This window comes from Mesorhizobium loti CJ3sym (assembly GCF_000472785.1).
In the GTDB taxonomy this organism is placed as follows: Bacteria; Pseudomonadota; Alphaproteobacteria; order Rhizobiales; family Rhizobiaceae; genus Mesorhizobium; species Mesorhizobium loti_E.
Window position 1 is genome coordinate 33,687 of the sequence record NZ_AXAL01000013.1, and the last position, 26,833, is coordinate 60,519.

Sequence of the window (26,833 nt, forward strand, 5' to 3'; positions counted from 1 at the left end):
CATATTAGCGAATATGAAGGCCACCGACACGTTGGAAATTGACAAGCGCACCGGGATTTGCCGAGAGTGGAGCTGCTCCGGCCAATTGGCATGGGCGGAGCGTCATGCTAGGCATTTTGACCAAGCGATAAAAAAATAAGAGTGGGACTGGCTGCATGGCGCAAGCCGCTATCGAACTGATCGGCATCAACAAGAGTTTTGGCGCCGTGCGCGCCAACCGCGACATCAATCTGGAGATCGCGCGCGGCACCATCCACGGCATCGTCGGCGAAAACGGCGCCGGCAAATCGACGCTGATGTCGATTCTCTATGGCTTCTACCAGGCCGACAGCGGCGAGATCCGCGTCGGCGGCAAGCCGGCATCGATCAAGACGCCCAACGACGCCATCGCGCTCGGCATCGGCATGGTGCACCAGCATTTCATGCTGGTCGACAATTTCTCGGTGCTGGAAAACATCATTCTCGGCGCCGAAAGCGATGCGCTGTTGAAGCGCAGCATCGCCAAGGCGCGCTCCGAACTCGAACGCCTCGAACGTGAATATGGGCTCGAAGTCGATCCTGACGCCATCATCGAGGAACTGCCGGTCGGCCTGCAGCAGCGCGTCGAAATCCTCAAGGCGCTTTATCGCGGCGCCGAGATCCTGATCCTCGACGAGCCGACGGGCGTGCTGACCCCGGCCGAGGCCGACCACCTCTTCCGCATCCTCAAGCAGTTGAAGGAACAGGGCAAGACGGTGGTGCTGATCACCCACAAATTGCGCGAGATCATGGCCATCACCGATACGGTGTCGGTCATGCGCCAGGGCACGATGGTGGCGACCCGCGAGACCAAGAAGACCACCGTCGAGGAACTGGCCGAGCTGATGGTCGGGCGTCGCGTGCTGCTGCGGGTCGAGAAGGGCGAAGCCGAAGCCGGCGCCGTCAAGCTCGCGGTCAAGAACCTGACGGTCAAGGATTCGCGCGGCGTCACCATGGTCGACGACATTTCCTTCGATATCCGCGCCGGCGAGATCGTCGGCATCGCCGGCGTCGCCGGCAACGGACAATCCGAACTGCTCGAGGCGATTTCCGGCATCAGGCGTGCCGTTTCCGGTTCGGTCACGCTCGACGGCAAGCCGATCGACCTGACCGGTGCCGCCGATCCGGGCGAGCTGCGCGACCGCGGGCTGGCACACGTGCCGGAGGATCGCCACCATGTCGGGCTGGTGCTGGCCTTCGAGGAAAACGAGAATTCGATCCTCGGCTATCATGACGACCCCCGCTATCTCAAAGGGCCATTCCTCAACGTCGATGCCATCATCTCCGATGCCAAAGACAAGATCGAGAAATACGATATCCGTCCCGGCAATCCGCGCCTGAAGACCGCTAACTTCTCCGGCGGCAATCAGCAGAAGATCGTGCTGGCGCGGGAAATCGAACAGGACCCCGGCGTGCTCATCGTCGGCCAGCCGACGCGCGGCGTCGACGTCGGCGCCATCGAATTCATCCACAAACGGCTGATCGCCATGCGCGATCAGGGCAAGGCCGTGCTGGTGGTGTCGGTCGAGCTCGACGAGATCCGTTCGCTCTCCGACCGCATCCTGGTGATGTTTGCCGGCCGTATCGTCGGCGAGCGCGGCCCGGAGGCGACGGAGGGCGAACTCGGCCTGCTGATGGCAGGCGTCGAGCAGGAGGCCGCCGCATGAGCACGCCTTACGCCAAATTGCCGGCCTGGGCCGATTATGGGCTGATCCCGCTGATCAACCTGTCGGTGGCCTTCATCGTCGCCGGTTTCGTCGTGCTCTTGGTCGGCGAGAACCCATTCCGCGCCGCCGTGATCCTGGTCGAGGGCGCCTTCGGCAAGGGAACAGGCATTGCCTTCACCCTCTTCTATGCCACCACCTTCATCTTCACCGGCCTTTCGGTGGCGGTTGCCGCGCATTGCGGGCTGTTCAACATCGGCACCGAGGGGCAGGCCTATATCGCCGGCCTCGGCATCGCCATCGTTTGCCTGTCTTTCGACAGCGTGCTGCCCTGGTGGCTGACATTCCCGCTGGCGATCGTCGCTGCGGCGGTCGTTGGCGCCTTATGGGCGCTGATCCCCGCTTATCTGCAGGCCAGGCGCGGCTCGCACATCGTCATCACCACCATCATGTTCAACTTCATCGCCGCCTCGATCATGGTCTACCTGCTGGTCGGCCCCTTGAAGCCGGCGGCCTCGCAGGCGCCGCAGACACGCAACTTCTTCGCCGGCGCGGAATTGCCGAAGCTCAACTGGATCATCGAGCTGTTCGGCGCCAAGATCCGTTCGGCGCCGCTCAACGTCACCTTCCTGCTGGCGCTGGTCATGGCCTTCCTGGTCTGGCTGCTGATCTGGCGCACCAAGCTCGGCTATGAGATGCGCACCTACGGCCACAGCCCGAAGGCTGCGCGCTATGCCGGCATTTCGGAGACCCGCATCATCATCACCGCGATGATGATCTCGGGTGCGCTGGCCGGCATGATGGCGCTCAATCCGGTCATGGGCGACCAGCACAATGTCGCGATCGACTTCGTCTCCGGCGCCGGTTTCGTCGGCATCGCCGTGGCACTTATGGGCCGCCTGCACCCGGTCGGCATCGTACTGGCGGCGATCCTGTTCGGCATGCTCTATCAGGGCGGCGCCGAACTCGCCTTCGAGATGCCGGCGATCAGCCGCGACATGATCGTCATCATTCAAGGCTTGGTGATCCTGTTCGCCGGCGCGCTCGAACACATGTTCAGGCCTTACATCCAGGCGCTGTTCGCCTCGTTCAGCCCGCGATCCGTCGGCATGGAAGCGGTCAAGGGAAAGGGCGCCTGAGATGGACCTCCTCAACGCCGTCGTCCAGGTTCTGGACTCCACCATCCGGCTCTCGGTGCCGCTGCTGCTCGCCTGCCTCGCCGGCCTCTATTCCGAGCGTGCCGGCATCTTCGACATCGGCCTCGAAGGCAAGATGCTGGTCGGCGCCTTCGCCGGTGCCGCCGCGGCTTCCGTGTTCCATTCGGCCTTTCTCGGCCTCGGCATGGCCATCCTGATCTCGGTTGCGTTTGCCCTGATCCACGGTTTCGCCTCGATCACGCACCGCGGCAACCAGATCGTTTCCGGCGTGGCCATCAATTTCATCGCCGCCGGCTCGACCATCATCCTCGGTCAGGCCTGGTTCCAGCAGGGTGGCCGCACACCGGCGCTGCAGCCGGGCGAACGGTTCGAATCGATCACCGCGGATGTGATCTCGAACTTCCTTGCGACCTACAGCTTCAGCTCCGCCGATCTCCTGGCTTCGCTACGCGGTCTCATCCTTTATCTTCCAGCACTGCTGTTCGATGCACTTGCAAGGATTCCAGGTTTCGGTCCGGTGTTTGCCGAGCTCATCCTCGGCCATTCTATCCTCGTCTACTTCGCCTTTGCGATGGTGCCGTTCACCTGGTGGGTGCTGTTTCGTACCCGCTTTGGCCTGCGGCTGCGTGCTGTCGGTGAGAACCCGGCCGCCGTCGACACCGCCGGCATTTCGGTCGCCTGGCTGCGCTACCGCGCGCTGATCTGCACCGGCATTCTCACCGGCGTCGCCGGCGCCTATCTGTCGATGGTGCAGAATGGTGGCTTCGTGAAGGACATGACCGCCGGCAAGGGCTATATCGCGCTCGCCGCGCTGATCTTCGCCAAATGGAAGCCGGTCAACGCCATGTTCGCCTGCCTGCTGTTCGGCTTCCTCGATGCGGCGGCGATCCGCCTGCAGGGTTCGCCGCTTCCGATCATCGGCAAGGTACCGGTGCAGTTCATGCAGGCGCTGCCCTATATCCTCACCGTTATCCTGCTAGCCGGCTTCATCGGCAAGGCGATCCCGCCGCGCGCCGGCGGCGTGCCCTACGTCAAGGAGCGCTGAGGAGTCGATGGCCCGGCGCGAGGCGAGTGCCGGGTTTTGGACACGATCATCGGAGAAAACAGCTGAATGTCGCATGATCTGTTCGAAGCGGCCAAGACCGCCATGGCCAAGGCCTATGCGCCCTACTCGAAATTTCCGGTGGGTGCTGCCTTGCGCACCGAGGATGGGCGCGTCTTCGCCGGCGCCAACATCGAGGTCGCCTCCTATCCGGAGGGCTGGTGCGCCGAAACCACCGCGCTTGGCCACTACATCATGGGCGGCGGCGGCAGAATCGTCGAAATCGCCGTTCTTGCCGAACGCATGGCCAAATGCTCGCCTTGCGGCGGCTGCCGTCAGCGGCTGGCGGAATTCTGCCGGCCGGACACCAAACTCTATCTCTGCGACAACACGGGCGTCGCCGAGACCGTGACCATGGGCGATATGCTGCCCTACGGTTTTCGCGGCGATATTCTCAAATGACGTTTTTGGCTCAAATGAAGAATTGGCTGAAATGACGAGCTGGCTGCAATGACCGAAAAGGCCGTGGACCATCTTATCGAAAGGCTGGACGGCCTGGCGCCGTCGACGGCATTGGTGCTGGGTTCGGGCCTCGGTGGCCTCGTCGACCAGGTCGAGAATCCCATCCGCATCTCCTATGCCGACCTGCCCGGCTTTGCCAAGAGCGGCGTCAGCGGCCATGCCGGCGAAGTCGTGGCCGGGCTGTTTGCCGGCGTGCCGGTGCTGATGCTGTCCGGCCGCGCCCATTATTACGAGCACGGCAACGCGGCAGCGATGCGCCCGGTGCTGGAAGTGCTCGCCGGCATCGGCATCACGAAACTGATCCTCACCAACGCCGCCGGCTCGGTCGATCCGGACATGCCGCCGGGCTCGGTGATGCTGATCACGGATCACATCAACTTCTCCGGCAGCAATCCGCTGATCGGCGAGCCGAGCGACCGCCGCTTCGTCGGCCTGACCGAAGCTTATGATGCCGGCATCCGCAGGGCGATCGAACGGGCGGCGAAGGCGACCGGCACCGCGCTGCACCAGGGTGTCTATATGTGGTTTTCCGGCCCGTGTTTCGAAACGCCGGCCGAAATCCGCATGGCGCGCGTCATGGGTGCCAACGCGGTGGGCATGTCGACCGTGCCGGAGGTCATTCTCGCCCGCTTCCTTGGCCTGCGCGTCGCCGCCTGCTCGGTCATCACCAATTTGGCGGCCGGCATGACCGGGGCCGAGCTTTCGCACCAGGAGACCAAGGACATGGCGCCGGTTGGCGGGTCGCGGCTGGCAACGGTCCTGCAGCGTGCGTTTCGCGACGGGCTGCTGGAGAGCTGATGCTTCCGCAGGAAATCATCCGCCACAAGCGCGACGGCCACAGGCTGTCTGCTGGTGAAATCGCTGCCTTCGTCGATGGCGTGACCTCAGGCGCCGTCACCGATGGCCAGGTCGCGGCTTTCGCCATGGCGGTGTTCTTCAACGGCATGAGCCGCGACGAGGCCGTGGCGTTGACGCTCGCCATGCGCGATTCCGGTGATGTGCTCGACTGGTCGGATTTGCCCGGCCCGGTCACCGACAAGCATTCGACGGGCGGCGTCGGCGACAATGTCTCGCTGATGCTGGCGCCGATCGTCGCCGCCTGTGGCGCCTACGTGCCGATGATCTCGGGCCGTGGCCTTGGCCATACCGGCGGCACGCTGGACAAGATGGATGCGATTCCCGGTTACATCAGCCAGCCCGACATCGCGCTGTTTCGCCAGGCAGTGCTGGAAACGGGCTGCGCCATCATTGGTCAGACCGCCGATCTGGCGCCGGCCGACCGCCGTCTCTATGCCATCCGCGACGTCACCGGAACGGTGGAATCGGTGCCGCTGATCACCGCCTCGATCCTGTCGAAGAAGCTGGCTGCCGGGCTGGGTTCGCTGGTCCTCGACGTCAAGGTCGGCAACGGTGCCTTCATGGAAAAGTCCCGCGACGCAACCGCGCTCGCCAACAGCCTGGTCGAGGTCGCCAGCGGCGCCGGGCTAAAGGTCTCGGCGCTGATCACCGGCATGAGCGAACCGCTGGCTTCCGCCGCCGGCAACGCCGTGGAGGTGCGCAATGCCGTCGATTTCCTGACCGGCCGTCTGCGCGACAAGCGCCTGGAGGACGTGACGCTGGCGCTGGCGGCCGAAATGCTACAGTCGGCGGGCGTGGTGTTGTCCAACCAGGACGGTATGCGGCGCGCCACCGAGACTCTCGCCAGCGGCCGCGCCGCTGCCACCTTCGCCCGCATGGTGGCGGTGCTTGGCGGCCCGGCGGATTTTATCGAGAGACCGGAAAAGTACTTGGCCGTGGCGCCAACAGAGTTCGCGGTCAGGGCAACGACGGACGGCTTCGTCACCGGCATCGCCACCCGCGACATCGGCCTTGCCGTGGTTAGCCTGGGCGGCGGGCGCACACGGCCGGACGACAAGATCGACCCCAGCGTCGGCATCACCAGGCTGCTGCCCATAGGCGCCGAAGTACATGCCGGAGATGCTCTGGCGCTGGTCCACGCCCGGTCACCCTCCGATGCCGAGGCGGCCGCCGCCGCCGTTCTCTCGGCCTATACGGTTGGCACGTCGAAGCCGGCCGCCGACAAGTCGGTCATCCGAAGGATTCTTCCACGCAGCTGATCGGAGCGAGGTGGCTACTACTGCACCAGCAGCAGCGTGCCGTTCTCGGCCTGGTATTTGCCGAGCCGATTGAGAAAACTCATGCCAATCAGATTGGTCTGCAGTGCCTTGTCGTCGAGCACGATGGCCTGCACATCATCGACACTGATGCTGCCGATCTGCAGGCGATCGATCATCACCACGGCCGCCTTGATCGAGCCGTTGGCGGTGCTGACCTCATGACTGAAATCGGAGGGATTGAGCGATAGCCCGATCCGGCGCGCCGTTGACGTATTGACCGCGACCAGAGTGGCGCCGGTGTCGATCATGCCGTCGACCTGACGGCCATTGAGCTTGAAGGTCGACGAGAAGTGCCCGCGCCCGTCCGCGGCAACGACGACCTTGCGGCCGGTCGGCAGCGGCGCCACCGGCTTGTCGGGAACCGATGCGAGGTTGACTTCTGGTTGCTGCTCGGCGTTGGGCTTGGCCGTCGTGGCCGATTTCAGCAGGTTTTCGAAGATCTGCGGATTTGCCTGATAGACGACGGGGATCGATGCCGATGTGCCGGCGAAAACGCTGAGGATGAGAAGCTTGCGCAGCATGGATCGGCCTTTGTGATGGCCGATCCTTTAGCCCTGTATGGTGTTCGTCGCTTTAACGGGCGTCGAAACCATGTCTTTGCGTAAACATTTGGTAAATCGCAACAGGCAACTTTGCCCGGTATTACTTCGTCCCGTACATGCGATCGCCGGCGTCGCCGAGGCCGGGCATGATGTAGCCCTTCTCGTTGAGCTGGCGGTCGATGGAAGCGGTGAACACCGGAACGTCCGGATGCGCCTTGGTGAAGCGCTCGATGCCTTCGGGCGCCGCCAAAAGGCACAGGAACCGGATGTTGGTGGCGCCGCGCTCCTTCAGCTTGTCGATCGCCGCGATAGCCGAATTGGCGGTTGCCAGCATCGGATCGACGACGATCACCAGCCGGTCGGCAAGGTCGCTCGGTGCCTTGAAGAAATACTCGACCGCTTCCAGCGTTTCGTGGTCGCGGTAGAGGCCGACATGGGCGACGCGGGCTGCCGGCACCAGGTCGAGCAGACCCTCGAGCAAGCCGTTGCCGGCGCGCAGCACCGAAGCGAAGACCAGCTTCTTGCCCTCCAGCGTCGGCGCTTCCATGGTTTCCATCGGCGTCTCGATCGTCGTCGTCGTCAGTTCGAGATTGCGCGTGACCTCGTAGCCGAGCAGCAGCGATATCTCACGCAGCAGCCGCCGGAAGCCGGCCGTCGAGGTCTCCTTCTTGCGCATGATGGTCAGCTTGTGCTGGACAAGCGGATGGTCGACGACGGTGACGCCCTTCATGGTGTTCTCCTGATGCGTGTCGCTCGAAACTGCGCGCATCAATCCTTTCGGATGTGTCGCGCTTCAAGCTGCTTGAGCGAACCCTAGCGGCAATGCACCGGCCAAGGAACCGCCTGGCCCGCATCGACCACAGCTTTGTCGGAAGAAATCAGCGCGCCGCACCATTCAGCCGGGCAAGAAGTGCGGTCTTGGTCTTCCGATCGACGAAGGCGGCCTCGATAGCCGTTTTGGTGACAGCTGCCAGCGCTTTCTCGTTCATCGAGAAATGCTCGGCGGCGATGTCGTATTCGCGCTTCAGCGAGGTCCAGAAATAGGGCGGGTCGTCGGAGTTGAGCGTCACCTTGCAGCCTGCCGCCTGCAGCGCCGGAAACGGATGATCGGCAAAACTGTCGAACACTTTGAGCGCGATGTTGGAGCCGGGGCAGCATTCCAGCACGATGCCTTCGTCGGCAATGCGCCGCACAAGGTCCGGGTTTTCGATGGCGCGCACGCCGTGGCCGATACGCGAAGGTTTGATATGGTCGAGTGCCGACTGCACGGTCTCCCAGCCGGTCAGTTCGCCGGCATGGATAGTAATGCCGAGCCCGGCCTCGCGGGCGATCTCGAACGCCCTGACATAGTCTTCCATCTCGCCCATGCGCTCATCGCCGGCAACGCCGAAGCCGGTGACCAGCGGATGCCCGCAGCGTGCCGCGAAGCGTGCCGCCCGTTCGATCGATTCGACCCCGACATGACGCACGCCGGTGACGATCATGCGGCCCTCGATGCCGGTCTTGGCCTTGGCGCGGAGCATGCCTTCGCCAAGGGCGTCGGTATAGGCCTTGGGCGACAGCCCTGCCCTCGTCGCATGGTCCGGCGAGGTGAACACCTCGGAATAGATGGCGCCATCGCGGGCCAGGCTGGTCAGATAGTGATCGGCCAGCCGGGCATAATCCTCTTCGCTCCGGAACAGGTCGGCGGAAAAATCGTACGCCGCGAGGAACGAGGTGAAATCGTGCCAGACAAACGAACCGTTCTGAATGTAGGGCGAAGTGTCCTTGCCGTATTTCTGCGCCTGGCTGATGACAAGCTCTGGCGCCGCTGCCCCTTCAATATGGCAGTGCAGTTCCGCTTTCAAAGGCATTCAAACATCCCGTCGGTCAGTCCAGGTCTTGAAAACCCACCACCTGGAAGCGCGGCTGAACACCGCGCCTTAAACAATAGCGCCCGCATCATCGATCGGCTATGGTCCCGCCGGTTTTATGACGGATCAAAAAAATGTCAGTTGAGAGAACCACGGCCGCGGGCGGCATGGAAACCTCTTATGGTTTCAAGCGTGTAGGGGAAGGCGAGAAGCAGTCCCTGGTCAACGATGTTTTCCACAAGGTCGCCAACCGCTACGACCTGATGAACGATCTGATGTCGGCCGGCCTGCACCGGCTGTGGAAGGACGCCATGGTGACATGGCTCAATCCGCCGAAGCGCGCCGGCTGGAAGGTCCTGGATGTGGCCGGCGGCACTGGCGACATCGCCTTCCGCATTGTTGACGCCAGCCACGGCCATGCCCATGCCACCGTGCTTGATATCAATGGCTCGATGCTTACCGTCGGCCGTGACCGTGCTGAAAAAAAAGGCCTGTCCGGCAATACGGATTTCATCGAAGCCAATGCCGAGGAATTGCCCTTCCCTGACGCCACATTCGATGCCTACACCATCGCTTTCGGCATTCGCAACGTGCCGCGCATCGATGTCGCGCTCAGCGAAGCGTTCCGCGTGCTGAAGCCGGGCGGGCGGTTCCTGTGCCTGGAGTTTTCAGAGGTCGAGATGCCGCTGCTCGACAAGGTCTATGAAGCCTGGTCGTTCAACGCCATCCCGAAAATCGGCAAGATGGTGACGGGCGATGGCGAGCCCTATTCCTATCTGGTCGAATCGATCGCGAAATTCCCCAACCAGCAGAATTTCGCGGCGATGATTTCCCGCGCCGGTTTCGACCGCGTTTCCTTCCGCAACTATTCCGGCGGCATCGCGGCCCTGCATTCGGGCTGGAAGCTTTGAGGCTGCACCGCATTTCCCATCCTGACTATGGCTTGTGCCGGTTCGAAGAACCGGCAGGATGGGCTCGGCCATGAGCACCGTCAGCGCAGGATTTCGGCTCGTACGGGCCGGCTGGGTGCTGGTGCGCGAAGGCGTCGTCGCCGCTCTGCCGGGCGAGGAACTGACCGGCCTGCCGAAACTCGGCTGGCGGCTGGCGCGGCTGTTCACCCGCCGGCGCGCGCTGGACTATGAGCGCAGCGACCGTTTGGCCAAGGCCGTGGTCCGGCTTGGCCCATCCTACGTCAAGCTTGGCCAGTTCCTGGCGACACGGCCCGACGTCGTCGGCAACGACATGGCGCTCGACCTCGCCATGCTGCAGGACAAGATGCACACCTTCCCCAAGGCCGAGGCGGTCGCTGCCATCGAAGCCTCGCTCGGGCGCAAGATCGGCGATCTCTATGCTGAGTTCGGCGACCCGGTCGCCGCCGCCTCGATCGCCCAGGTCCATGCCGCCGACACCGTCCGTGACGGCGTTGCCACCAAGGTCGCGGTCAAAGTGATCCGGCCGGGCGTGCGGCGCCGCTTCTTCCAGGATCTCGAAAGCTATTTCCTCGCCGCTCGCCTGCAGGAGAAATACATCCCCTCCTCACGCCGGCTGCGGCCGGTGGAGGTCACCGAGACGCTGGCGCAGACCACCAAGATTGAGATGGACCTGCGCCTGGAGGCGGCGGCACTCTCCGAACTCGGTGAGAACACCAGGGACGACCCCGGTTTTCGCGTGCCATCCGTCGACTGGGAGCGCACCGGCCGCGACGTGTTGACCATGGAATGGGTCGACGGCGTCAAGATGAACAACATTGCCGGCCTGGAGGCTGCGGGGCACGACCTGAAGGCAATCGCCGCCAACCTCATCCAGTCATTCCTGCGCCATACCCTGCGCGACGGCTTCTTTCATGCCGACATGCATCCGGGCAATCTGTTCGTCGAGGCAAACGGCACCATCGTCGCCGTCGATCTTGGCATCGCCGGGAGGCTCGGCAAGAAGGAGCGCCGCTTCCTCGCCGAGATCCTCTACGGCTTCATCACACGCGATTATCTGCGCGTCGCCGAGGTCCATTTCGAGGCCGGCTATGTGCCGCGCCAGCACAATGTCGCGGCCTTCGCGCAAGCGATCCGCGCCATTGGCGAGCCGATCCACGGACAGCCGGCCGAGACCATTTCGATGGCCAAGCTTTTGACGCTGCTTTTCGAGGTGACCGAACTCTTCGATATGGCGACGCGGCCCGAACTGATCCTGCTGCAGAAGACCATGGTCGTGGTCGAAGGCGTGGCGCGCACGCTCGACCCTGCCTTCAACATGTGGAAGACGGCCGAGCCGGTGGTCGGCGGCTGGATCGCCGGCAACCTTGGCCCGCGCGGCATGATGATCGATGCCCGCGACGGCGCCAAGGCGCTGCTGACGCTCGCCCGCCAGATACCCGAACTTGCGGCGCGCACCGACCGGCTGTCGCGCGAGATCGACCTGATGGCCGAGCACGGCCTGCGCTTTGACGAAACCACCGCCCACGCCATCGGCAAGGCAGAGGCCCGCTACAGCCGCTCCGGCCGCGCGGCCCTGTGGGTGATCGCGCTGACGCTGATATATATTGCCTGGAAGTTGCTTTGAGTGCATGCAATGCTAGCATTGCATGCATCGTGCCCTTGACCTACATTTAGGCTAGGGAGCTACCCCATGAGTACTATCACTATCCGCAACCTGGATGACAGCGTGAAGCAAGCGCTTCGCGAACGCGCTGCAGCGCGTGGCGTCTCGATGGAACAGGAGGTGCGGGACGCCCTTCGCGAGATGACGCTTGCCGAGTTGCAGGATGGGGCTGGGCGATTAAAAGCGTCCCGCGATGAATTCTTGGCGCTCGGGCAGAGACTGAAACATCCCAAAGTCGTCAAAGCGGTCAGCCAAGCCGAGCGGGACGAGGACGTCGTTACGGCGGAAGAAATCCTGGAATTTGGCAGACGACTGCAAAGAGCGGGTTTCACGAGCCTCTCCGACAAGCGCATCCTGCTCATTATCGGCGGTGGCATCGCCGCCTACAAGGCGCTCGACCTGATCCGCCGTCTGCGCGAGCGTGGCGCGGCTGTGCGGGTGGTGATGACCGCTGCGGCGCAGGAATTTGTCACCACCCTGTCTGTCGGCGCGCTCTCGGCCGATCATGTCTTCACCGAACTGTTCGACCGCAATGACGAGCACGATGTCGGTCACATCAGGCTGTCGCGCGAGGCCGATCTTTTGGTGGTCGCTCCCGCCACTGCCGATTTGATGGCCAAGCTTGCCAACGGCCACGCCAACGATCTGGCCTCGACCGTGCTCATCGCCACCGACAAGCCGGTGCTGATGGCGCCGGCGATGAACCCCAGAATGTGGGCACATCCGGCCACCCGCCGCAACCGCGCGACACTGGGCAAGGACGGCATTGCCTTTGTCGGCCCGGCCAGGGGCGAGATGGCCGAGAGCAACGAGGCCGGCGAAGGCCGTATGGCCGAACCGCTGGAGATCGTCGCCGCGGTCGAAGCGCTGCTCGATGCTGGCCCCAGGCCGCTGACGGGCCGCAAGATCATCGTCACTTCCGGCCCGACGCACGAACCGATCGACCCGGTGCGCTATATCGCCAACCGTTCATCCGGTAAGCAGGGCCACGCCATCGCGGCGGCTTTGGCAAGGCTCGGCGCTGATGTGCGCCTTGTCTCCGGCCCCGTCGGCATCGCCGATCCAGCCGGCGTGAAGACCGTCCATGTCGAGCGCGCGCAGGAGATGCGCGATGCGGTCGAACAGCTTCTGCCCGCCGACGCGGCAGTGTTCGTCGCTGCTGTCGCTGACTGGCGCAGCGAGAATTCGGCCGGCGAGAAGATCAAGAAGGTGGCGGGCGAAGGCCCGCCCGTGCTGCGCATGGTCGAAAATCCCGACATCCTGGCAGGCGTCGGTCATCACAGCCAGCGACCCGGCCTCGTCGTCGGCTTCGCTGCCGAGACGCAGGATCTCCTGCGTAACGCCGAGGCCAAGCTCAGGAAGAAAGGCGCCGATTTCATCGTCGCCAACGATGTGTCGCACGAAAGCGGTATCGGCCCTTCAGGCGTGATGGGCGGTGATCGCAACCGGGTGCGGATCGTATCGAAGGCCGGCGTCGAGGAATGGCCCGAGATGACCAAGGACGAGGTGGCGGCGCGGCTCGCCGCCCTCATTGCCGAGCGGTTGAAAACGATTGTCGTGTGAGGTGTTGGCGGAAGCGTCAACACTCTGTTGCTTACAGCGGTCTAAGCCGTCAGTTGGCCAGGAGTTCCGCTGTGCGGGCGAGCGCCCCGCTAAAACCATTGAGCGGAATGGAAAAGCTCACCGCTTGCCCGGTATCCGCCGCGAAGGCGTCGATCTTCAGCGTGGTGCCTGCCTTGAGCAGTGGCGTGACATTGCCATCGAAAGCCACCGGCACCAGGCAGCCGACCACCTGGCAGGTGTTGAACGGCAGGCTGCCATCCAGTTTCTGGTCATCAATGGTCAGGTTGACGCCCTTGGCCAAGGCCAGGCCGAACGGCAGCGCAAGGGTTCCCGTCGCATCGTCACCGGTCTTGCTCGACAGCTCGATCGCCAGCAGGCGCTGGTTGTTTTGCTTGTTGAACTGCTGGTGCGAAAGGCTGCAGACCTTGTTCGTGCCCGATATCTGGCAATTGACCGTCCAGTCGCCGTGGGTTTCGGACAAGGCCGATGCACCGCCGGGCAGTTGCGGAACATCCGCTACCGCGGGCGGCGTTGCCGCCACCTTGTCGCCCTTGGTCTGCGCGGCAACAGCCGGCGGACCGACAATAGCGGCAACACCCAGCATCGCTGCAAAATACGCGTATTTCCTCATCAAGCCCCCTCCCGCCCGGCTCCGTCTCGAGCCAGCTAGAAACTGACCTTGAGAGACGCGCTGACCGCGTTCTGTTTTACCGTTTCACCGAAGGCGCCATTGTATCTGACCGACAAGCCGACGCCGTTGACGCCATTCAGCTCTATGCCGGCGCCGACCCGATAGAGCGGCGAATCGACGGCTTCCGTCAAGTGCAATGCAGGATTGCCGGGCAGATTCTCCGCCGCAGCGAAGCGGCCTTCGATCTCCCACTCCTTGTTGGAAAACTCCGCCCCTGCCTTGCCGTAGATGCGGACACTGGCGAGGTCGCTGATCGGAATGTCGGCGCCAATCTCCAGCGCAGGCGTTGCGGAATAGTAGGTATTGGCCGAGCCGTCGAAGTTGAAAGCCGCGACCGAGCCCTCCTCCGTGCCTGAGACACGCAACCATCGCGCGTCGAATTGCACGGTCGGCTGCAAATAGAACGCACCCATCTCCTGGGTGAAGCCCAACCGCGCCGAACCACCGAACATCGCGGTCTTCTGCGTGTAGGTAACGCTGCTGCCGATACCTGGCAGCTTTTGCTCATCCAGATAATCGCCCACCAACGTTTCGCCGGGAATGAAGAATGCCGGATCGATATGGGTGTCGCGTTCACCCTTGAACGAACCCGTACCGCCACCGACTGCGAAGTCGACGAAGTAATTCTTGTTGGTATATTTGGCCAGCGCGTAGGCCTGCCAGGCCTCACCGGTGGTCTCCGACAGCTGGGCTCCATTAAAGCCAATCTTGGAATCGAACTCGGTGCGGCCGATGGTGGCACCCAGCGACCAGTTCTGGCCAATCTCGCCGATGCCGCCAAGCGACATTGTTTTTTCGGTATCATCGCGGCTGGTGGTTCCCGCACCCGCGTCACGGCTGTATTCGCCCTGCGGGGTAATCGTTGCCCAGATGCAGCGCCCATCTTGGTTCTTGGAGGCCGGACCGGTGCATTCGCGCGCCGTCTCCAACATGGTTTCGGCTTCGCGGTTGATCATGTCGAACGTATGCACGGCATAGTGCGGCGTCAGCCGGGTCAAAGCGGCGCCAATCTCTGCTTTGCTCGGCAGGAAGCGCAACAGATTGATCAGCCGCGCCATCGGATTGTCCGGAGTCGACGCTGCCTCGACGTCATCCAGATACTGCGCCATCTGGTACACGCCCGGATCGCTGACGCCGGCTTGCGGATCTTGCGCCAGCTGGAGGAAAGTCTGGTTGTTGGTGGTAAGCACCAGATCGGTGCTATTTTCGACCTTGAACACGAAATTGAAGCCTGCCGCCGGATGCTCCACGGGCATCGTTGCAACGATGCCGTCGTCGGTCATCGCAGAGCCCGTAGCGACCTTGTAGCTGGTAAACAACTTGTCGATGGACAGGAAGTTGAGAGGCGCGGTGCCATCGAACTTGCCTGTATCAGTTAAGACAACAGCATCGGTGGTCTGGCTGTTGAGGTCGATATCGGTGACGAACTTGCCGCCAAAATCCTGAGTGAAGCCACCGCCGACATTGACCGTCGCAACCACACCAATGCCCTGGTTGGTATAGAGTCCGTCATTGGTAAACAGCCCGCCGCCGAGATCGATGGTCTTGAGACCGACCATCGAGGCATCCGCAAAATTGTGGAAGCTGTTGTTGCCGCCGCCAAGATCGATATTGCCGATGACGCGGCCGAGGGTGCCGCCCATCGGCGAATTGTCGACATGGTCATCGCCCGACGTGCCGGTGATGGCGAACGGACTGAATTGGTCCAGCAGCGATTCCAGGATCGCGTCTGTCGGCACCACCGGACCCGGCGCCACCAGGAAGGTTTTGAACGCCGGAAGCTGGGAAGCCTGGATCTGAAATGTTGGCGTTGCGCCCATCGCGTAGAGCAGACTGTGATTGGTCAGCGTGTTGTCGGCACCACCGACCAGCATAGCCGCCACACCGGTTCCCGCGCCGCCAATCGTATACTGCCCATTCAGATTGATGGCGATGTTGCCCTTGGCGCCCTTGGCTGTGCTTTCGCCATAGGCGGCCACGGAATCAGCCCCCTGTGCGAATAGGCTGTCACCCGCGGTCAGGGTAACGGCATGCGCGTCGCCGATGCCGGTGGCGCTTTGTCCAAACATTGCATACGAACTTGCGCCCTTGACCCAGACCTGGCTGTCGGTGCTTGCGGAGGCTGCCATCGCATCGCCGATGCCGCCTCGCGAGCCGGCCGCCGAACCGCCCATGGTCAGCGAATCCGTGCCGCCGGCGCCGCCGCCGCCGCCGACCGCCTGGGCAACGATGCCATGCGCACGGTCGCCATCGGTCTCGATCGCGCCGGATTGGATGATCGTGACGATGCCGCCCGTGCCCTTGGTGCCGCCGGGCGTGTTGAAGCCAATGGCATTCGGCCCGCCACCATCATCATCGGCGCCGAAGCGGCCAAAGCCGGCACCACCGATGCCGCCACCGCCACCCACCGACTGCGCGAAGATCGCAATGGAGTCCTTGCCGGTCGTCGTGATGGTGCCCGTGCGGATGACAGTGACGTCGCCGCCGTCGCCACCTTTTCCGCCGGTGCCGCCAATCGCCAGCGCATTCGAGCTCTTGCCCTTGGCATCGCCACCGTAGCCGCCGCCTCCACCCACCGATTGCGCGACCACACCGTGCGCGCGCTCGCCATGCGTGATGATGCTGCCGGAAACGGTGACGTCGACATTGCCGCCATTGCCGCCCCGGCCGCCAAGGCCGCCAAGTTGCAGTGCTACCGAATCCTCTCCGGCCGTGTCGGCCGACACCACGCCGCCGTATCCGCCGCCGCCCCCGATGGATTGGGCGAAGATGCCGATAGCCCCGTCTTTCATGGTTTCGATGGCGCCGTCATTGTTCACGGTGACATGGCCGCCATTTGCGGCATCGCCCGCCAGAGCAGAAAACGCGCCGCCGATTGTCATATCGGCCTTGGATGCATTGGCGGCCGCACCCGATGCACCGCCGCCGCCGCCGACCGATTGCGCGAAGATGCCGTGCGAGAGATAGCCCAGGGTTGTGATCGTGCCATGATTGTCGACAAGCACGTCGCCGCCGCGGCTGCCTGAGCCACCCAAGCCGCCGATCGACAACGTCACCGAAGTCTCGGCACTGCCCGTCTCTGTCGAGCCACCGCCCGCCGCACCGCCGCCGCCGCCTATCGATTGGGCGAAGATGCCGTAAGAATTGTCGCCCTTTGTCAGGATCGTGCCCGACTTGGCGTTGGTGACATGAACGAGATCGCTGAAGCCGCCGGCACCGCCAGCACCGCCGAGGCTGAATGTTATGGCCACGTTTGCATCTTTGGCGGAGGTGCCTGAAGCACCGCCGACGCCGCCGCTGCCGCCGATCGACTGCGCCAGGATACCATGCGAATAGGCCTTCTCGGTATGGATATAGCCGTCGTTCTCAACGTTCACCTTGCCGCCATTGCCGGCAACCTCGCCTGATCCGCCAAGCGAGAGATTTACGCTCACTTCCGAGGAGTCCGTCTTGCCGGTGCTCTGGCCAGCACCGCCAGCGCCACCGCCACCGCCGACCGACTGCGCGAAGATGCCGATAGATCGCTCCTGCTTGGTCCAGATCTCGCCTGAGGCAAGATTGGTGACATCGACTTGCAAACCGTTGCCGCCGCCGCCGCCCGCGCCGCCAAGCGCGCCACCGATTGCATATTTGCCAATGACCCCCGATGTCGCCGACCCGCCAACGCCGCCGCCGCCGCCTATGGAATTGGCTGAGATGCCGTATGAATCCGCGCCATCCGTCACGATCAGGCTGTGGTTCGTCACCGAAACCGTGCCGCCATTGCCGGCGCCGCCGGCGGCAAGGCCGATCGCCGCGCCAATGCCCACCGACGTGTCACCTTCGCTGCCGCCGCCGACGATCTCCTCGTCGGTCGAGGCCGCACCGCCGCCGCCACCGCCGCCGCCGACCGACATTGCCAGGATGCCGATCGAATTGAAGCCCTGGGTGCGAATCTCGCCTGAATTGTCGACATGCACGCCGGTGCAGATGACGTTGCCGCCACCGTCCAGTTTCGAGCACGCCGCGTCGTTGCCGGAACCGCCTTTGCCGCCAATGCCGACATTGACGGTGACGCTGGTGTCGCTGGTGCCGCCGACGTGGAAGGCCTTGGCATTGCTCGCCCCACCCATGCCGCCGCCGCCGCCCAGCGATTGCGCCACGATGCCCGAGGAGAAGTCGCCCGTCGTTGTCAGGTTGCCGCTGTTGATCACATCGACCGCGCCCGACGTATTGCCCGAGCCGCCGCCGCCGCCGACACCAACATTGACCGCGACGTTCACGTCGCTGCCGCTGAGATCCGCCGTCGCGCCGTTGGTGGAACCACCGTTGCCGCCACCGCCACCGACTGACTGCGCAAGGATCGCCGCGCTCATGTCGCCGGCGGTCTGCACCGTCATTGCGTTGGTCACATGGACATCGCCGGAGATATTGCCCTTACCGCCGCCGCCACCGATGCTGACCGTTGCATTGACGCTGACATTGGCACCGAAACCGCCCGCCGCCGCCCAGGAATCGCCGCCATTGCCGCCGCTGCCGGCGACCGACTGGGCGAGAATTCCGACAGCTTGATAGCCGCTGGTGACGATGCTGCCGCCGCTTTTTTGGCCGGTCTCGACGATCACCAGGTCGCTGCGACCGCCATCGCCGCCCCAACCGCCGACCGTCACGCCGAGGGCGATGCTGACGTTGGTGCTGACGGCGCCAGTCATGGTCGCTGCGCGCCCGCCGTTGCCACCACCGCCGCCGATCGATTGCGCAACGATGCCACCCGAACCGACTGCATCGGTGTCTGCGATGATATTGCCATCCGCCTTTACAGTGACCTTGCCGCCGGGACCGCCGTTCCCGCCGGTGCCGCCTACCGAGACGCCTAACGCCCCTGACGCATAGAAACCAGCGCTGAAGGCACCGGAATAGGCATTGCCACCATTGCCGCCGCTGCCGCCGACGGATTGCGCAAGGATACCTTTGGAGCCGGCTCCGCCGACATGGATGTCGCCCATATGGGTGACGGTTACCTGATCGCTGAGGTTGGCGTCGCCACCGCCGCCGCCGATCGCGACGGCCGCCGCGCCGAAGGCGCCGACGGCAACCGACCCGGTGCTGCCGCCATTGCCGCCACCACCGCCCACCGATTGCGCCAGAATTCCATTCGAAAGTGCGCCCCTGGTCGTGATGTTGGCGTTGTTCACGACATCGACGACGCCACCTGCGCCACCTGCGCCACCTGAACCACCAACGCCGACAGCGGCGAAAAGCCCGGCCGCAAGGGAAAATCCGCCGTCGCCGCCCGAGCCGCCGACTGATTGCGCGAAGATGCCGTTGGAAAGGTCGCCGCTGGTGTCGATCTTGCCGGTGTTTCCGACATGCACCTTCACACCCTTGCCGCCCGACGAACCGCTGCCGCCTAGCGACAGGGATGGTCCGCCAGCCGCCAGGGCGAAGCCGCCTGAACCACCGCCGCCGCCGATCGATTGCGCCTGGATACCATGTGACTGGATGCCTTTTGTCGTGACATCGGCGCCATTGGTGAGATCGACGGTGTTGCCATCGCCTCCGCCCGCACCTTTACCTGCAATGCTGACATTGAGCCCGAAACTGCCGGACGCAGTGCCGCCGCCCGTGCCACCCCCGCCGCCGATCGACTGTGCCAGGATGCCGGTCGAACGATCCTTCATGGTCAGGATCGTGCCATGATCGATGCTGACGGTCACAGTGTTCGCGCCGCCCGCGCCGCCGGCCTTGCCGCCGATGCCGACTGAGGCGGCGGCCGACAGGTTGAACGAAAAGCCGCCATTGCCGCCGCCGCCGCCGATCGATTGCACGATAAGGCCGGCCGAGTCGGCTTCATGCGTGGTGATGATGGTGCTTGCTGAATGATACTCTACAGCGCCGGCCCCGCCGCCGCCCGCTGCACTGCCGCCGACGCCCACCGTAAGGCCAAGACTGACGCCGATGACACCACCGCCATTGCCGCCGCCGCCGCCGATCGACTGCACGATGATGCCGGCAGAGCGTTCTCCGAAGGTCTCAACGGAGCCGTTGTAAGTGGTGTGTACGGCAACGCCTGAGGCGGCCTTGCCGCCACTGCCGCCAACGCCGAGATTTGCTATCGCAGCGAATGTCCCGGCGAAGCCGCCATTGCCGCCGCCGCCGCCCACCGACTGAACGATCAAGCCTGCCGAGTCCGCTCCATGCGTGGTGATCGACTGATTTCCGCCGTCTGGCGTGCGGAAGAACACCTCGCCGCCATCGCCACCCTTGCTGCCGGAACCACCAACGCCGACGCTGGCGCCAAAGCTGCCGGCGACGACAAAGCCGCCATTGCCGCCGCCACCGCCAAGCGATTGTGCGATAATGCCGGACGAACGATCCTGGAATGTCTCAACATTGCCGCCGGACGTTACATCTACCTTCTTGCCGACACCGCCGGCATCTCCCTGGCCACCGACGCCGACCGCGACGACGCCGGCACCGCTGAGAGCGAAACCACCATTGCCGCCGCCGCCACCGACCGACTGCGCCAGAATACCGGTCGAGTCGACGCCGTGTGTCTTAACCGTCGCATTGGCAATATTGTAGGTCACTGTATCGCCGTCGCCGGCCGCGCCACCGCTGCCGCCGATTGCTATCGAGGCAATAGCACCAGCTGCGAAGCTGCCACCGCCATTACCGCCACCGCCGCCGACCGACTGCGCCAGGATGCCGATCGCAGAACTGCCGGTCGTGCTGACCGAGGCGCCAGAACCGGCCTGATTGACATTAACAACGCCGCCATTGCCACCGGTGCCGCCGCCACCGCCAATGGCGACCGCGATGTTGGCGCCTGCCGAAATCGCGAAGCCGCCATTGCCGCCGCCGCCGCCGACCGATTGTGCCAGCACGCCGGTTGCCCCGTCGCCGCGGCCGTCATTGCCGGTGGTGATGGTGCCACCGACATTGGCATTGACCGTACCGCCGGTACCCCCGCCCCCCGCCCTGCCGCCTAACGCGACGACACCGACGGCGCCGCCGCCATCGCCACCGCCGCCGCCCACCGATTCGACAAGCATGCCGATTGCGCCGGTGCCGTTAGTGGTTATCGTGCCATCATTTGTGCCGGTGGCGGTGTTGCCATTGTTGCCGGCGGCCCCGGCGCCGCCGCCACCGAAAAGACCGAATGCACCGCCCCCGTCGCCGCCGCCGCCGCCGATGGACTGCACGACCATGCCGCTGGCGAAATCACCTCTGGTGATGATGCTGCCGGTGCTGGTATTGGTACCGTCGACGGTTCCGCCGTTGGTCGCAGCTCCGCCATTACCGCCATTGGATATGATGCCTGGACCGCCCCTGCCGTTGCCTCCGGTCCCACCGGCCGAGCGAACCAGCATACCGTAGGAGAACATTCCACCTGTATCGACCGATCCCGCATTGTTGGCCGAAGCGGCACCGCCTGAATTCCCGTTGCCACCGTTTCCGCCGGCGCCGATAACGGTCACATCGAAATCGCCGCCCTGACCGCCATTGCCACCGCTTGCATCCGAATAGATACCGTATGATCGATTGCCGGTAGTAACGATTGTGCTGGTGGATGAGGCTTTGGCGCTGGCGGTGCCACCGGCCCCGCCACTGCCGGCATCACCGGACTCGGCGGTCGCTGCCGCATCGGCTGATCCGCCATCGCCGCCATTACCGCCTTTGGCGGTCGCGGCGACACCGAAGTGATTGTCCCCATTGGTCGAAAGATTGGCGTTGTTGGTAATGTCGACGGTCCCGCCATGACCGCCATTCCCGCCCTCACCGCCATTGGTATGCAAGGGAGTGCCGATGCTGCCTTCGCCGCCATTGCCGCCCTTGCCGCCATTGGCGGTGCCAACATAGGCGGAAGCTCCGACATTGAGTTGATCCGCGTTGTTGGTGTTGACAATAGCATGGCCGTCGTCACCATTGTCGCCATCGACATCGTAGCCGCCGCCACGATCGGGCGCCGCCGCTCCATTTTGATCGATCACAACCTGTGCATGGACGATACCAGTCGAAAGCGAGGAAAGCCACACCAGCGCCGTCGCGCCAAGCAACAACGCAAGACGTTTCGGCAAAATGGCGAAACGGTAATTCGCACGGCCTGCGCACTCCTTAGGCGAAGCCGCTTCCTGATTTTCGGGGCTTCCCAAGACAAAGGCATTGCCTGGTTCATGACGGGTTGACCCGCCGGACGGAGAACGCGCAGCATCACGCTTCAACAACAAAGCCATGCACTTACCCCCGCTGTAAGCGCTTCCCCTTATCCCTGGAAGGCAGCGCCGAAGTCACACGTGTACGCCCTGGAAATGCTGTTCTCTGAAATAGTCCGCATGCACTATGGCCAGCCTATCCGCATTGCCTCTTATGTGAGGCTGGCTAAATTAGGGTATACTAAATTAACTCGGATGAAATCGAAAACTTACGTAAGGGACACTGACCAAGGGCCCCTTCGTTTGATAGTCGTCATATGACGACTATCTAATGGTTCGTGACAGGAGTGGCGCTTCATTCAACGGAACTGTCGATTTCAGGCAACACAACGTCTTGGCCATGGCATCGCCGGACAAACGCCCTATATCAACGGTTGCAGGTAATTTTCATGGGAATAAGCAGATGCCAGCAGCTGCAGGATCGACGATTTTCGCATCGGCAGTGCTGGCCGCGGTGGCTCTGGCGGGCTTGGCTTCGCCCGCCTCCGCACAGATAACCATCCCCTCGACCAACGGCAGGGTTCAGGTTCAGCAGAACGACCTGCAGACCCTACAGAACCGGGTGCAGCGGCAGCAATTTCAGCAGCAGCAACAGCAGTATCGTGCGCAGGACCGCGTGATCGTCCAGCAGCCTGCGCCGGTCGTGCCGCAGGTCAGGCCAAGCTGCCAGACACAGATAATCGGCAGCACCGCCGTGAGCACTTGCCGCTGACAGGCGAGCACTCTTTTATTTAGCCGACTTACATGGTAGGCGCCTTCAGGTGTCGTTGCGGCAGTTTTGCCTTGCAACGGTGCCGGATCACGTTATGGGGCATTTGAGCGACTGGATTTGATCGATGGCAGCCACCAGGAAAAAGGCAGTGCGCAAGGCCAAGAAAGGCGAGCGGATCCGCCAGGTCGCGGCTATCCCCTTCCGGCGGAACGCGCTTGGCGACATCGAGGTTATGCTGGTCACATCCAGGACGACACAGCGCTTCATCGTCCCCAAGGGATGGCCGATGAAGGGCAAAAGCGGCCGCAAGGCAGCCACCATCGAGGCGATGGAAGAAGCCGGCGTGCTCGGCAAGACGTTGAAGGACCCGGCGGGCACCTATTCCTACTGGAAACGGCTGGCCAACAACTTCATTCGTGTCGACGTCATCGTCTATCTGCTTGAGGTCACCGAGGAACTGGCCAAATGGCAGGAAGCCAAGCGGCGGCAGCGGGCCTGGCTGGCGCCGGCCGACGCGGCGATGCTGATCGACGAGCCTGACCTCTCGACCCTGGTGGCGACCCTGACGATCCCCCGGCCAGCACCGATTGACCCCGCCTGAGGCAGGAGCACCCGCCCTTGTCGCCATCTTCAGGAAAAGGCCGCAGCGGCGTGCCGGTATGGGTTCACAGCCATTCGCGCGGCAGCGGCCCCTGTTGCGCTCGCTCTGCTGCGACTGTTCCCAGGCATGCGCAAGAATGCCGACCGACCGCGACAGCACGAAAAGCCCGCGTGTCAGCGGCGGCGGAAAGCCGAGCTCGCCATAGATGACGGCGGTGACGCCATCGATGTTGAGCGGAATCTTTTTGCCCTTGCGCCGCGCCACATCAGCCTCGGCGATGCCGGCAAAGCGTCCATTGACGACCCTGTTACCGATCATGCGCGATCTTTCAGAGCGTAGCTGGGAGAGCGTTGCCTTCTACTTCCGCTCAGGCGACGTCCGCACCTGTCTCTACCGTGTCGAATCCAAGCATCCGATCCGCTACACCATCCGCGAAGGCGACGTGTTGCCTTTGCTGGCCGGCTCGGGCGGACGCGTGCTTGCAGCGTTTTCCGGTCAGCCGGGCGAACCCTACGAGACCATCCGCGGAACCTTCAATTGCCTCGCCGTCGGCGACCGCGACCCCGAGACGGCGGGCATATCGGTGCCGGTGTTCGGACCGGGGCGCGTCCTCATCGGCGCGTTGACACTGGCTGGCCCGAGCACGCGCGTCGACGCCGCCTTCCTTCAGCGCATGAAACGTCCGCTGCTCGAGGCGGCGGCTCGTGCCACGCGTGCCTTCGGCGAGGACGCCTCGATGCTGGAACAGGCAAGTCTCGCGGCGCAGCCCTGATGGCCCAATACAATCTGATGCAACTTAAAGTAGTTAAGTAACGCTGGGTAATATTCGACTGCCATCTGCAAGAATCGTCTCGACAAATAGTGTCGGTCTTTAATCGCTGTTAAGTCCCGCGTGATACCGGCTTGTTGTCGCCAACCGTGCGACATGAGGGACGAACATAGTCTCAACCGGCGCATGAAACAGCCGGACAGACAGCTGACAGGATCATGGCACGTCCGTGAATTCGAAGAAGCCGTCATCGATGGACTCCAGCCCCCGTCTTCTCGGGCTCGTCTGGCCGTTCATTGCCGTCGTCCTCATCCAGGCGCTGGTCGCCAGCCTCAGCCTCTACACCCTTTCAGCGGTTCGTGCCTATGTCGGCGGCGAAAGTCAGTGGTCCAAGGGGCAAAAGCACGCCATCTATTTTCTCAGCCTCTATGCCGACACCGGCAGCGAGGAGTTCTTCAGCGAATATCGCGCTGCGATCGCCGTCCCGCTGGCCGATCGTGCGGCTCGCCTCGCGCTCGAGCAGCCCGCTCCCGACATCAAGGCGGCGCGCGCCGGTTTCCTGGGGGGTGAAAATCATGCCGACGACGTCGCCGGGCTGATTTGGCTGTTCCAGAACTTCCGCGGCTTCAGCTACCTCGATGCTGCTGTCCGTCACTGGACGGCCGCCGACCCCCTGATCCTCGCCATCCAGCACCTCGGCGACACCATGCATGAGGCGCTGGCCAAGGGGCCGGCATCGGCGGCCCGGATCAGTGTCTGGAAGGCGGAGATCCATCAGCTTGATCGTCAGATCGGCCCCCTTTCCAAGGCATTCTCGGACAGCCTCGGCGAGGGATCGCGCTTCATCAAGACGTTGCTCACATCAGCCAATCTCATCACCGCTGCCTTGTTGATCCTGCTTGCCGTGTGGCGCACGCGTAAGCTCCTGGCGCAGCGCCAGGCCTTCCAGCTGGCTCTCAATGCCGAGCGCGAGCGCGCCCAGATCACCCTGGCTTCGATCGGCCAGGCCGTCATCAGCACTGGCCGTGACGGGCGGCTGGACTACATGAACGCGGTTGCCGAGAAACTCCTGGCCTGCTCGGTCGGCACTGCCAGGGGCAAGCCGATCGCATCGCTGTTTCGCCTCGTCGACAAGGACACCAGCGTTGAAGAATCGCAGCTAGTCGAGCGTCTCCTGGCCGGCGAACCGCGCCGTTCCAGCGCCCGCCCGCAACTGCTGCAGCGACCGGACGGCTCTGTTGTTCCCGTCGCGCTGACCGGCGCACCGCTGCTCGTTTCCGGCGAGGTCGTCGGCGCGGTGCTCGCCTTCCACGACATGACGCGCGAAGAGGACTATATCGAGCGGCTTTCGTGGCAGGCGTCGCATGACGCATTGACCGGGCTCGCCAACCGGCGCGATTTCGAAAGCCAGTTGGAAAGGACGATCGTCGAACTGCAGGACCAGCCCCGGCAGCACGCCTTGATGTATCTCGACCTCGACCAGTTCAAGCTGGTCAACGATACCTGCGGCCATGCCGCGGGCGACGAGTTGCTGCGCCAGATTTCCGCGCTGCTGACCACCGAATTGCGACCGGGGGACGTGCTGGCCCGGCTGGGCGGCGACGAGTTCGGCGTGCTGCTCGTGGACAGTGACTGCGAAACCGCCGCCGACACCGCCGAACGGTTGCGCGCGGCCGTGCAGGATCTGCATTTCGCCTGGGATAACAGGCCCTTCAACACCAGCGTCAGCATCGGCATGGTGCAGATCGCCAATGCACAGGTCACGATCGAGGAAGCGCTGCGGGCCGCCGATGTCGCCTGCTACATGGCCAAGGAAAAGGGCCGCAACCGTGTCCAGGTCCACAGCGACGGTGACATGGCCTTGCGTGAGCGCTTCGGCGAGATGGCCTGGGTGCAGCGCCTGCACGCCGCGCTCGATCAAAATCGCTTCAGGCTTCATGCCCAGGAAATCTGGCCTCTCAACGACGATGTCGCCGACGCCGGCGCACATATCGAAATCCTGCTGCGTCTGACCGACGAAGACGGCAGCTTCGTCACCCCGCAGAGCTTCATTCCAGCGGCCGAGCGCTATGGCCTGATGCCGCTGATCGACCGCTGGGTGGTGCGCAACACGTTCCGCATCCTGGCCGCACGGCAAGCGGATCCAGGCATGGCGCCGATCGGCACATGCGCCATCAACCTTTCCGGCGCGACTTTCGGCGACGAGACCTTTCTCGGCTTCCTTTGCGAGCAATTCCTTGTGCACCGCATTTCGCCTGCCATGATCTGCCTGGAGATTACCGAAACCAGCGCCATTGCCAATCTCACCAATGCCATTCGCTTCATTGACGATCTGCGCAGCCTGGGCTGCCGTTTCGCGCTCGACGATTTCGGCTCCGGCATGTCGTCCTTCGCCTATCTCAAGCACCTGCCGGTCGACTATCTCAAGATCGACGGCAGCTTCGTCAAGGACATGGTGGAGGATCGCATCGACCGCGCCATGGTCGAGATGATCCACCATATCGGCAAGGTCATGGGCAAGCGCACCATCGCCGAGTTCGTCGAAAGCGACGGCATCATCGCCGCCCTGAAGACGATCGGCGTCGACTATGCCCAGGGCTATGGGATCGCCAGACCGAAGCCGTTCGATGCGTCGACGGTGCTGCTCGGCCCGTGCGCTAAATCGGCGACCAAGGACACCACCGATCCATGGGGCGATCTGGCACGAACGCTGCGCCGCAAGGCGGGCTGAA

Annotated in this window: 18 protein-coding genes and 1 pseudogene; 13 read left to right on the forward strand and 6 right to left on the reverse strand. The window is 63.6% G+C overall.

Going from position 1 to position 26,833, the window contains the following annotated elements; genetic code table 11:
• Positions 1–155: 155 nt before the first annotated feature.
• The 6 genes from A3A9_RS0118930 (at position 156) to deoA (ending at position 6,520) form a co-directional block, all read left to right on the forward strand.
• Positions 156–1,685 (forward strand): ABC transporter ATP-binding protein, encoded by a 1,530-nt coding sequence (locus tag A3A9_RS0118930; protein ID WP_027060173.1) that lies wholly within the window; start codon positions 156–158, stop codon positions 1,683–1,685.
• Positions 1,682–2,821, forward strand: a complete 1,140-nt coding sequence (locus A3A9_RS0118935) for an ABC transporter permease (RefSeq protein WP_027060174.1) — start codon at positions 1,682–1,684, stop codon at positions 2,819–2,821. The genes A3A9_RS0118930 and A3A9_RS0118935 overlap by 4 nt, the downstream gene beginning before the upstream one ends.
• 1 nt (position 2,822) lies before the next feature.
• A complete protein-coding gene (locus tag A3A9_RS0118940) occupies positions 2,823–3,884 on the forward strand; it encodes an ABC transporter permease (RefSeq protein ID WP_027060175.1) in 1,062 nt (353 codons plus the stop codon).
• A 66-nt stretch (positions 3,885–3,950) separates the two neighbouring features.
• A complete protein-coding gene (cdd, locus tag A3A9_RS0118945; RefSeq protein WP_027060176.1) occupies positions 3,951–4,343 on the forward strand; it encodes a cytidine deaminase in 393 nt (130 codons plus the stop codon).
• A 48-nt stretch (positions 4,344–4,391) separates the two neighbouring features.
• A complete protein-coding gene (locus A3A9_RS0118950) occupies positions 4,392–5,201 on the forward strand; it encodes a purine-nucleoside phosphorylase (RefSeq protein WP_027060177.1) in 810 nt (269 codons plus the stop codon).
• Positions 5,201–6,520: a thymidine phosphorylase gene (gene deoA, locus A3A9_RS0118955; RefSeq protein WP_027060178.1), complete on the forward strand. Its 1,320-nt coding sequence runs from the start codon at positions 5,201–5,203 to the stop codon at positions 6,518–6,520. The genes A3A9_RS0118950 and deoA overlap by 1 nt, the downstream gene beginning before the upstream one ends.
• A gap of 17 nt (positions 6,521–6,537) precedes the next feature.
• On the opposite strand, the gene A3A9_RS0118960 is transcribed toward deoA, so the two are convergent.
• The 3 genes from A3A9_RS0118960 to A3A9_RS0118970 form a co-directional block, all read right to left on the reverse strand.
• Positions 6,538–7,101, reverse strand: coding sequence for a TIGR02281 family clan AA aspartic protease (locus A3A9_RS0118960; RefSeq protein WP_027060179.1), 564 nt, complete (start codon positions 7,099–7,101; stop codon positions 6,538–6,540).
• Between the two features lie 121 nt (positions 7,102–7,222).
• A complete protein-coding gene (upp, locus tag A3A9_RS0118965) occupies positions 7,223–7,852 on the reverse strand; it encodes a uracil phosphoribosyltransferase (protein WP_015315749.1) in 630 nt (209 codons plus the stop codon).
• A 148-nt stretch (positions 7,853–8,000) separates the two neighbouring features.
• Entirely contained in the window at positions 8,001–8,975 is a 975-nt protein-coding gene (locus tag A3A9_RS0118970) for an adenosine deaminase (protein WP_027060180.1), read from the reverse strand.
• Positions 8,976–9,109: 134 nt separating this feature from the next.
• Here A3A9_RS0118970 and ubiE point away from each other — a divergent pair, with 134 nt between their 5' ends.
• The 3 genes from ubiE to coaBC all read left to right on the forward strand — a co-directional run bounded on the left by ubiE (position 9,110) and on the right by coaBC (position 13,133).
• Positions 9,110–9,886: a bifunctional demethylmenaquinone methyltransferase/2-methoxy-6-polyprenyl-1,4-benzoquinol methylase UbiE gene (gene ubiE, locus A3A9_RS0118975; RefSeq protein ID WP_027060181.1), complete on the forward strand. Its 777-nt coding sequence runs from the start codon at positions 9,110–9,112 to the stop codon at positions 9,884–9,886.
• Between the two features lie 70 nt (positions 9,887–9,956).
• Positions 9,957–11,531, forward strand: a complete 1,575-nt coding sequence (gene ubiB / locus A3A9_RS0118980; RefSeq protein WP_027060182.1) for a 2-polyprenylphenol 6-hydroxylase — start codon at positions 9,957–9,959, stop codon at positions 11,529–11,531.
• 66 nt (positions 11,532–11,597) lie between these two features.
• Positions 11,598–13,133, forward strand: a complete 1,536-nt coding sequence (gene coaBC / locus A3A9_RS0118985) for a bifunctional phosphopantothenoylcysteine decarboxylase/phosphopantothenate--cysteine ligase CoaBC (protein WP_027060183.1) — start codon at positions 11,598–11,600, stop codon at positions 13,131–13,133.
• Positions 13,134–13,182: 49 nt separating this feature from the next.
• Here coaBC and A3A9_RS0118990 read toward each other — a convergent pair whose 3' ends face one another.
• On the reverse strand, positions 13,183–13,764 hold the full coding sequence (locus tag A3A9_RS0118990; RefSeq protein ID WP_027060184.1) for an invasion associated locus B family protein: 582 nt from the start codon (positions 13,762–13,764) through the stop codon (positions 13,183–13,185).
• Between the two features lie 35 nt (positions 13,765–13,799).
• Entirely contained in the window at positions 13,800–21,884 is an 8,085-nt protein-coding gene (locus A3A9_RS46310) for an autotransporter outer membrane beta-barrel domain-containing protein (RefSeq protein ID WP_275451173.1), read from the reverse strand.
• A gap of 538 nt (positions 21,885–22,422) precedes the next feature.
• Between A3A9_RS46310 and A3A9_RS0119000 the strand changes: the two genes are divergently transcribed.
• Positions 22,423–22,731 (forward strand): hypothetical protein, encoded by a 309-nt coding sequence (locus A3A9_RS0119000; protein WP_027060186.1) that lies wholly within the window; start codon positions 22,423–22,425, stop codon positions 22,729–22,731.
• 124 nt (positions 22,732–22,855) lie between these two features.
• The gene (locus tag A3A9_RS0119005) at positions 22,856–23,332 is read left to right on the forward strand and encodes an NUDIX hydrolase (RefSeq protein WP_027060187.1); all 477 of its coding nucleotides are present in this window, start codon (positions 22,856–22,858) and stop codon (positions 23,330–23,332) included.
• 162 nt (positions 23,333–23,494) lie between these two features.
• Here A3A9_RS0119005 and A3A9_RS46490 read toward each other — a convergent pair.
• Positions 23,495–23,650 (reverse strand): annotated as a pseudogene (locus A3A9_RS46490) (citryl-CoA lyase); the annotation flags it as partial.
• Between A3A9_RS46490 and A3A9_RS39115 the strand changes: the two are divergent.
• Positions 23,649–24,104, forward strand: coding sequence for a hypothetical protein (locus tag A3A9_RS39115; protein WP_245279077.1), 456 nt, complete (start codon positions 23,649–23,651; stop codon positions 24,102–24,104). The pseudogene A3A9_RS46490 and the gene A3A9_RS39115 sit on opposite strands and share 2 nt — an antisense overlap.
• 250 nt (positions 24,105–24,354) lie before the next feature.
• Positions 24,355–26,832, forward strand: a complete 2,478-nt coding sequence (locus A3A9_RS0119015) for an EAL domain-containing protein (RefSeq protein ID WP_033838675.1) — start codon at positions 24,355–24,357, stop codon at positions 26,830–26,832.
• The last annotated feature ends 1 nt before the right edge of the window (position 26,833 follow it).